Genomic DNA, 6,440 nt, shown 5'->3' with positions numbered 1-6,440 from the left:
ACATTTGTGTCTATATTTTTATTCCATAGCTATATTATACCAAATTTATACAATACAAGGAAGACATTCCGGTAAAAACTTAGCCGGGCTTTCATCCCACGGGTGAACCCGTGGGATGAAAGCCCGGTTTTTGTAATAATGACCTCTTCCAGGTTAGTATCCAGAGGGTGAATACAGGCAAAGGGAATGAATTGTGAATACTGCTGACATACTTCTCGCACCCAGCGATTTAACTCCAGGGAAATATCCGGTTTATGGGCATAAGTGAGCAAAAAAGCCCGCTCCATCCCCATTTTCTGCAAATAAGCCACATATTGTTCCAGCTCCCAGTTGGCAAAGGGTATTTCCCAGCCAGCTTGAGCAAACCAGCGCCAGATCGCCTTAAATATTCGCTCCGGGAAGAGATGGACATGGGCATCCCAGAATTTTTTCATCTCTGGTACTCCTTTTTCTAGCTCTATTAAATATATTATATCAAATATTTCCATTCAAGATTAAAACCTCTATCTTGCCTCCTAACCAAACCGGTGTTGAATCCAGCCAATACACTGTTCCCGGTTTCACCTGATAGAGCCACCGGCCACTGCTAAGCTGCCCCTCCCCCTTTAGACCGACCAGGAAAAACCAGGAACCGCCGGGGGATAGTTGCATCTGCCCTTGCAAATTGAGTTTCTGTAATCTGAAAGCCGGACAATGCAATTCCGTCAGCTGCCGTTCCAGGGTAGACACCACGATATTTTCTTCTACAGCAGCAGTGTTAAGCAGCGCCAGTCCTTTCTCTATCTGCAGTTTCCTGCCCCGTCCCCAGTCGTACAGCCGGTAGGTCAGGTCTACCGCAGTTTGTACTTCCACCAATCTTACCCCGGCGCCAATGGCATGGATAGTCCCGGGAGGCACAAAGATCATATCCCCGGCCCGCACTTTCACTTTTTTCACCAGTTTTTCCAGCTGGCCCGCGCGAATAGCCGCTTCCACCTCTTTTTTTTCCACTGGACGCTGAAACCCATAATAGATATACGCTCCTGGTTCAGTGGACCAGATATACCAGGCCTCCGTTTTACCCCTTTTGCCCTCACGCTGCCAGGCCTGGGCATCGCCCGGATGGACCTGCAGGGAAAGGGGTGCCGCTGCATCGATAAATTTCACCATCAGGGGCATACCCGGTACCGTATACCACATTTCCCCTATCCGTCTTCTCCCCTCCTGGTGCAGTCCCTGGCGCCAGAACCAGGTACCGCCCCACAGGGTTTCCTTTAACTCAGGCTGGACTGGAAGAATGCTCATTCACTGTCCCCTCGATTGTGCTGTGATTGTGTAATATACTATCGGGGACCAGGAATCCGGGTGCCAGTCCCATTGCTTTTGCCCGGTTAATCAGTCATAATAGAAGTGTGAAGAAGTCCCAAAGGAAGGAGACGCTCATGAGAGAAAAAGCTAAAAAGCTGTTGCGCCTCAGCCTGGGCCTGATTTTTCTAATCCTGGGCATCGCCGGTCTCTTTTTACCAGTTCTGCAGGGAATTCTGTTTTTGCTGCTGGCCCTCTATTTGCTGGCCCCCGATTGGCCCTGGGCCCGGAAATGGCAAAAAAAATTACAGGCCAGATATCCCGGCCTGGCTAATAGATTGCGTTTCTGGAAGGGACGGCTGAAAGGCATTTACGGCAAGTAACAGCTTTCCCCCCATTCCACCTGCAGCTGTCCCTGCCCCAGTTCCGCCACTTCCTTTTCCAGCTTGTTTTGCAGCTCAGGGAGTAACCAACCCCTTACCTGGACTTCTGCTCCATAAAGCGGTTCTTCCAGTTTACCCTCCAACTTTTCCAGCAGATGGAGGATGGAGCCCAAAAGCGGGTAAGGAACTATAATGGTAAATCGCCGATAAAGGTGATAGGTAACAATCCCGGCTGCCTCCAGCCCCTTAACGGCACTTTCCGTATAAGCCCGCACCAGGCCCCCTGCTCCCAGCAAAGTGCCGCCAAAATAGCGGGTCACTACCAGTACGCAGTTGGTTACCTCCTGTTTGCGCAATACCTCCAGCACCGGCATGCCGGCTGTTCCCGCCGGTTCGCCATCATCACTGAACCTTTCTGCCGGTACCGGCATTCCCACCCGCCAGGCTGGAACATTGTGAGTAGCATCCCAGTGTTTTTTGCGAATAGCCTCGACAAATTCCTGGGCTGCCTCGGCAGTTTCTACAGGCTTTACATAACAGATAAACCGGGATTTTTTGATCACAATTTCCGCCACCGCTTCCCGGCCTACCGAACGATAGCTGTCCATCCCTTGTCCTTCCTTTCTCTTTCTGTTTTCCTATGGCCAGAGACTGAGAAAATAACGTCCTTCCCGCAACAGATGTTCCGGCCAGTCAGCCGGAAAAACCGCCAGCAACTGACACCGTCTGGCCCGCCGCGCTACTTTTTGTTTGTATTTCAACACCGCCAGCACCGTTTCCCGGCTATCCGCCAATGCCTGGCCCAGGGTGAGGGGGAAATCTCTATCCTGCCCCACCAGAGACTCCCAGTTACTCAGAGTCAGGCGACATCGTTCCAGTCGCCGCAACAACAGGGCTGCTTCAGCCTGAAGTAACTGTTCCGTAGGATCCAGCTGCTGGCTGAGCAGTTGCAGGTGCTCAGCAAAAATACGTAACCAGAATAAACTCTCCCTTAACTGTCCCAGGCGGGCATGGGGGTTACCGGTGGCACTCAACCGCAATAACTGACAGAAAAAGCGGGTCTCCCGGGCCCAGTGGTCCACCAGCAGGGGATACAGGCTGGCCTGCACCTGACAGCGCAACATGCGATAAAGCAAACGCCGCAGCCAGCGGCAGGTTTCCCGGGCCAGAGCCAGGATATCTGCCTTGCTGACAAAATAGCCTCCCCGCAGCTGGTCCTGCACGGCCTGGAGGCGTTGTTGAATTTGTTCCGCCTCCTGCCGCCAGGCTTTTTCCCCTTCCGCCAGCCGGTTTTTCGCTGTCTGCAGATGTTCCTGTAATATTCCCAGCCAGAAGATTAGTTCTTCCTGTGGCATTTTCCTCCCCCCAGTACCTGTCTTCTGCTTCAATGTATGCACCCCTGGGCAGGATAGTGCATATATTGCCAGTGTAAAGGGGAGTAGTTGGTGGTATTAACCTGCCACAGGCAGAATCGACATACTGGTAGCAATACCCGGTTCTGCCACCGTCCAAACCCGGGGACGGGCAACGAGACCTTTACCTCGACTGCAGGTCGGGGTAAAGGTCTTTTTTCTGTGAAAAGGGGAAATGGGGGGCTCACCCCCCAAAACCGCTCAATAATAGTATGCCGTTAAAAGCCAGCACCACAGTCACCACACTCCAGCCCAGCAGCTGTTCCCAGGGCCGATCCGCCAGTTCCCCCAGTAAATCCCGGCGCCGGGTCAGCAGAAGCAGCGGCACAATCGCCCCTGGCAGGGCAAAACTCAAGACCGCCTGGCTGAACACCAGGGCCTGCAGGGGATCGGCTGCCCAGAGCAAAACCGCCAGAGCCGGGCCCATGACCAGAAGCCGTCGCCAGGTCACAGGCAGGTCAAGGCCGATAAAGCCTTTTAGCACCAGCTGGCCACTCATCGTCCCCACCACAGAGGAGGAAAGGCCGGAAGCCAGCAGGGCAATGCCAAACACCAGCTGGGCCAGACTGCCCAGCATTGGCTGTAAACTGTGGTAAGCACCGGTCAGACTGTTTACTGCAATCTCCTGCCGGTGGAAAACTGCCGCTGCCACCACCACCATGGCCCAGTTGATGAAAAAGGCGGTATTCATGGCCAGGGCAATATCCCGGCATTCCCAGCGAAACAGCTGGCGTAAAAAATCTGCAGATGCTCCCTGGGGGCGCCGGTCCAGCACCAGCTGAGAATGCAAAAACACTACATGGGGCATTACCGTTGCCCCCAGCATAGCCACCGCTACCAGAATCGAGCCGGCAGGCAAACGGGGAATTACTGTATGGGCCAGCACCTGCGGCCAATCAGGTTTGGCCAGAAACAATTCTATCACATAACAGAACCCAATTAAAGCTACAATGGTGCCTATCACTATTTCCAGCAGTCTTTGCCCATAGCGTTCCAGGGCCAGAATGGAAACAGTCACCACCGCTGTCAATAGCCCGGCCAGCCAGAGGGGAACCCCCAGCAGCAAATAAAACCCCAGGGCCGCTCCCAGAAATTCAGCCAGATCAGTAGCCATAGCGGCGATTACCGCCAGTAACCATAACAGGCGATTGACTCCTGGCCGAAACTGTTCCCCGCACAGTGTGGCCAGGTCTTTCCCGGCGCCAATCCCCAGTTTGGCTGACTGGCGCTGCAGAAAAATTGCCATTAAATTGCTGAGCAGCAGTACCCAGAGCAGGCTGTAGCCGAAACGGGCTCCCCCTTCCAAGTTGGCAGCAAAATTGCCTGGATCGACATAGGCCACCGCTACCACCACGGCCGGGCCCAGGCTGGATAGCCAGCTGCGGCGGGCAGGTACAGCTGCCAGATATGTCGCTGTCTTCAACCGGCATCACCCCCCGTTCTGTCAGGACTTCATTTCAGCCTATGACAGAGGGGGTAAAAGGGTGCTATTGCCTACAAAATAACAATCGTTATTCCCGGATTACCCCGGTCCAGGTCCCGGTCCCCTTTCAGTTCCGGCACCAGTTCCAGAGCCCTCCGCCCTTCCGGCGTAAAGATGGACCATTTATCACCGGAAACAAAGTGACGAATTAAGCCTGAGCGGCGGTGAGCAGCCAGGGCTTTTTGCATTTCCCCCCGCAAAGTGCCACCCACCCCACTGGAACCGTAGCCGTGGATTACTTTTACTGCCCTGGCCCGCCGGGCTTTGGCACCCCGCAGGGCCTGCAGCAAGCGCAGCCGGGCCTGCTCCACCGTGGGCATGCCTTGCTCAATATTGGCTGTTTCCAGAATCGCCATCAGTGGTCACCTCGTGTCATAATATCTCCCCTAACATTATTTTAACTCTAAAGAGTCGTAGTGTCTTCTTTTTTTTGCAATATCATACCTAAGAACTTTGAACCTTAGCAAACATTAAAAAGTGTTAGTTATCTAAAATAGAAGACTTCTCAAAAACTTCATGCTTCAGCGCTGACTTTTCAATAAATGATGTCAATAACTTGTGAAAATGTCACCCCAAAATAGGGTTAATTATCGTCACAAAATGTCACCCCCTGCTAAGAACCTAACCGGGCTTTGGCAATTGTAGTTATTACGTGAGGTTAAGTCAAGGGTAAAGTGAACGGGCTTCGCCCGCCCTTGACTTAACCTCACTTCATAACTTTTGGCAAATCAAGCCCGGTTAAGGTTCCTAAAAATTAGATCCAGGCAAAGCTAAGCATACTTTCGGAGAAATATCTCTTCAAGCATTTTTAAAATATCCCTGTCGCTGTCTTCGTAGGTAAGTCTTTTAACCAGATTGTGTCCATACTTAAAGTAATGCGTATCTGGAGGTATATAGGGCTTTCTCTCAGTAGCTTCAGTTTTTGGTTTTTGAGTCTTTTGCGGCTTAACATAGAGGAGCGTTTCAAATACAGTGTTTTTGTATTGCACTTTTACGCCAAAAACCGGACTTATTAATACATCTATCTTCGTACGTGGCGGAATAGGATTGGTTTCTTTATAGATAACCTTAAAATGCCTGTTATAGAAAGAAAATACACCCCCATTATCGATGGTTCTTTTTTGTTTAACACATAGTATATGGCCAATATCAATGTTTTGGTCAAGCACTCTATAAGCAGTTTCGGGCTCTAAAGCTTTCACCGCAAACTGACTGTTAAATTTCTCTATATATTGAGATAGGAACTCATTGGCTGCATCAATAGTGGTAATACCGGCTATTTTGAATTCAACAGGGAGCCTGCTTTGAAGAGTTTCCCATAGTCGCTCTACTCTACCTTTGGCCTGGGGTGAACGTGCTGGAATAAGGGTTATACCTAGTTCTTTCATAGCTCTGCCAAACTGGGTGTCGTTAACAACTTTGCCTTGCAATTGATCCTCAATCGTAAGCTTTGAAGCGTTTTGGGAGAGAAAAATTGAGTGTCTGTCTGCATAGATACTTGCTGGAATACCGTGCTTGTTAACGATTTGCCAGATTACCTCAAAATATCCTTGCAAGCATTCATTCTTGGCCAGGTAGAGTCCTACTATTTTCCCGGTAGCATCGTCAATTGCACCATGGAGGGCAAACTTTTCATTAGTGCCAAACCATTCAAAAGGAGTGGCATCCATTTGTATAAGGAGGCCTTCCTGAGTCTTTCTCTTTCTGCGGCGATGAGGTTTAAATCTCCTTCGTTTCTTAGGACTGTTAATGCCTGCTTTGGTCAAAATAGTGTGGAGACAGGAATAACTTATGGCTATTCCCTCGTGCTCCTCCAGAAGCTCCATAAAGTGCTTGAAATTGGCGTTCTTGTACTTATCGGATTGTTTCAATGAGATA

At 50.8% G+C, this 6,440-nt stretch carries 8 protein-coding genes; 1 reads left to right on the top strand and 7 read right to left on the bottom strand.

The genetic code is table 11. The annotated features are described in order from the left end of the window. Positions 1–29: 29 nt before the first annotated feature. Together JDF658_RS03590 and JDF658_RS03585 are read right to left on the bottom strand one after the other, a co-directional pair. Positions 30–434 (bottom strand): hypothetical protein, encoded by a 405-nt coding sequence (locus JDF658_RS03590; RefSeq protein WP_143311941.1) that lies wholly within the window; start codon positions 432–434, stop codon positions 30–32. Between the two features lie 40 nt (positions 435–474). After that, positions 475–1,284 (bottom strand): class I mannose-6-phosphate isomerase, encoded by an 810-nt coding sequence (locus JDF658_RS03585; RefSeq protein ID WP_078665571.1) that lies wholly within the window; start codon positions 1,282–1,284, stop codon positions 475–477. Positions 1,285–1,421: 137 nt separating this feature from the next. Here JDF658_RS03585 and JDF658_RS03580 point away from each other — a divergent pair, with 137 nt between their 5' ends. Then, positions 1,422–1,667: a PGPGW domain-containing protein gene (locus tag JDF658_RS03580; protein ID WP_078665570.1), complete on the top strand. Its 246-nt coding sequence runs from the start codon at positions 1,422–1,424 to the stop codon at positions 1,665–1,667. Here the strand turns inward: JDF658_RS03580 and JDF658_RS03575 are convergent. From JDF658_RS03575 to JDF658_RS03555, 5 genes are all read right to left on the bottom strand, one after another. Next, positions 1,655–2,275, bottom strand: coding sequence for a YigZ family protein (locus JDF658_RS03575; RefSeq protein ID WP_078665569.1), 621 nt, complete (start codon positions 2,273–2,275; stop codon positions 1,655–1,657). The genes JDF658_RS03580 and JDF658_RS03575 overlap by 13 nt on opposite strands. 30 nt (positions 2,276–2,305) lie before the next feature. Continuing rightward, a complete protein-coding gene (locus JDF658_RS03570) occupies positions 2,306–3,022 on the bottom strand; it encodes a DUF2935 domain-containing protein (RefSeq protein ID WP_079906491.1) in 717 nt (238 codons plus the stop codon). Between the two features lie 241 nt (positions 3,023–3,263). Beyond that, positions 3,264–4,502 (bottom strand): Nramp family divalent metal transporter, encoded by a 1,239-nt coding sequence (locus JDF658_RS03565; RefSeq protein ID WP_078665567.1) that lies wholly within the window; start codon positions 4,500–4,502, stop codon positions 3,264–3,266. Between the two features lie 71 nt (positions 4,503–4,573). After that, positions 4,574–4,918, bottom strand: coding sequence for a Smr/MutS family protein (locus JDF658_RS03560; RefSeq protein ID WP_079906490.1), 345 nt, complete (start codon positions 4,916–4,918; stop codon positions 4,574–4,576). A gap of 414 nt (positions 4,919–5,332) precedes the next feature. Further along, positions 5,333–6,440, bottom strand: a 1,108-nt coding sequence (locus JDF658_RS03555; RefSeq protein ID WP_143311940.1) for an ISNCY family transposase, incomplete at its 5' end; no start/stop codon positions are given.

The organism is Carboxydocella sp. JDF658 (assembly GCF_002049395.1).
Taxonomy (GTDB): domain Bacteria; phylum Bacillota.
Note: the sequence above shows the minus strand (reverse complement) of the source record. Positions and strands in the feature narration are given on the sequence as shown.

Coding starts and splice junctions, on each gene's coding strand:
- JDF658_RS03575 (WP_078665569.1), bottom strand. CDS start 2,275: ATGGACAGCTATCGTTCGGTAGGCCGGGAAGCGGTGGCGGAAATTGTG.
- JDF658_RS03580 (WP_078665570.1), top strand. CDS start 1,422: ATGAGAGAAAAAGCTAAAAAGCTGTTGCGCCTCAGCCTGGGCCTGATT.
- JDF658_RS03570 (WP_079906491.1), bottom strand. CDS start 3,022: ATGCCACAGGAAGAACTAATCTTCTGGCTGGGAATATTACAGGAACAT.
- JDF658_RS03585 (WP_078665571.1), bottom strand. CDS start 1,284: ATGAGCATTCTTCCAGTCCAGCCTGAGTTAAAGGAAACCCTGTGGGGC.
- JDF658_RS03560 (WP_079906490.1), bottom strand. CDS start 4,918: ATGGCGATTCTGGAAACAGCCAATATTGAGCAAGGCATGCCCACGGTG.
- JDF658_RS03590 (WP_143311941.1), bottom strand. CDS start 434: ATGAAAAAATTCTGGGATGCCCATGTCCATCTCTTCCCGGAGCGAATA.